The 1,066-nt window shown below is 50.8% G+C and carries 9 tRNA genes and 1 rRNA gene; all 10 read left to right on the top strand.

What is annotated here, in order from left to right:
- The first annotated feature begins 9 nt into the window (after window positions 1-9).
- Window positions 10-125 (top strand): 5S ribosomal RNA (gene rrf / locus MW695_RS22175).
- A gap of 16 nt (window positions 126-141) precedes the next feature.
- Window positions 142-217 (top strand) — tRNA-Val (locus MW695_RS22170).
- Window positions 218-223: 6 nt separating this feature from the next.
- Window positions 224-296, top strand: a tRNA-Thr gene (locus tag MW695_RS22165).
- Between the two features lie 7 nt (window positions 297-303).
- Window positions 304-379, top strand: a tRNA-Lys gene (locus tag MW695_RS22160).
- A gap of 18 nt (window positions 380-397) precedes the next feature.
- Window positions 398-479 (top strand) — tRNA-Leu (locus MW695_RS22155).
- 10 nt (window positions 480-489) lie between these two features.
- Window positions 490-561 (top strand) — tRNA-Gly (locus tag MW695_RS22150).
- A gap of 23 nt (window positions 562-584) precedes the next feature.
- A tRNA-Leu gene (locus tag MW695_RS22145) sits at window positions 585-673 on the top strand.
- 3 nt (window positions 674-676) lie between these two features.
- Window positions 677-753, top strand: a tRNA-Arg gene (locus MW695_RS22140).
- 7 nt (window positions 754-760) lie between these two features.
- Window positions 761-837 (top strand) — tRNA-Pro (locus MW695_RS22135).
- 20 nt (window positions 838-857) lie between these two features.
- A tRNA-Ala gene (locus MW695_RS22130) sits at window positions 858-933 on the top strand.
- Window positions 934-1,066: the final 133 nt, after the last annotated feature.

The following is a 1,066-nucleotide window of genomic DNA, read 5'->3' as shown; positions in this document are numbered from 1 at the left end:
TGTTCAAAGTCCGGTGGCGATAGCGAAGAGGTCACACCCGTTCCCATGCCGAACACGGTCGTTAAGCTCTTCTGCGCCGATGGTAGTTGGGGGCTTCCCCCTGTGAGAGTAGGACGTTGCCGGGCGATAAACAAAATATTTGGAGGATTAGCTCAGCTGGGAGAGCACCTGCCTTACAAGCAGGGGGTCGGCGGTTCGATCCCGTCATCCTCCACCATTATAAGCCGGTCTAGCTCAATTGGTAGAGCAACTGACTTGTAATCAGTAGGTTGGGGGTTCAAGTCCTCTGGCCGGCATTGATTTGAGCCATTAGCTCAGTTGGTAGAGCATCTGACTTTTAATCAGAGGGTCGAAGGTTCGAGTCCTTCATGGCTCACCATTTAAGGTGATTTTATATGCGGGTGTGGCGGAATTGGCAGACGCGCTAGACTTAGGATCTAGTGTCTTATGACGTGGGGGTTCGACTCCCTTCACCCGCACTTTTATACTGCGGAAGTAGTTCAGTGGTAGAACACCACCTTGCCAAGGTGGGGGTCGCGAGTTCGAATCTCGTCTTCCGCTCTTCTATTTCTAAAAGAAGTCCTGCCGGGGTGGTGGAATTGGCAGACACACAGGACTTAAAATCCTGCGGTAGGTGACTACCGTGCCGGTTCAAGTCCGGCCCTCGGCACCATATGCGCCCTTAGCTCAGCTGGATAGAGTGTTTGACTACGAATCAAAAGGTCGGGAGTTCGAATCTCTCAGGGCGCGCCATTTTTATCGGGAAGTAGCTCAGCTTGGTAGAGCACTTGGTTTGGGACCAAGGGGTCGCAGGTTCAAATCCTGTCTTCCCGACCACTTAGTATAAATGTTGAAGAGGGGCCTTAGCTCAGCTGGGAGAGCGCCTGCTTTGCACGCAGGAGGTCAGCGGTTCGATCCCGCTAGGCTCCACCAAAGAGTTCTTTGAAAACTGAACAAAAGCCAAGCGAAAAAGAGACAATTGTTGCGTGAGCAACAAGGAATCTCGTCAATGTTTTATGAAATATATGAGCTAATTCAACTCAACTTTTATGGAGAGTTTGATCCT

The sequence above is a fragment of the Halalkalibacter sp. APA_J-10(15) genome (assembly GCF_023017105.1).
Taxonomy (GTDB): Bacteria; Bacillota; Bacilli; order Bacillales; family Bacillaceae_D; genus Halalkalibacter.
The sequence above is the reverse complement of the archived record's forward strand: the minus strand, read 5'-3'. Positions and strand labels throughout refer to the sequence as shown.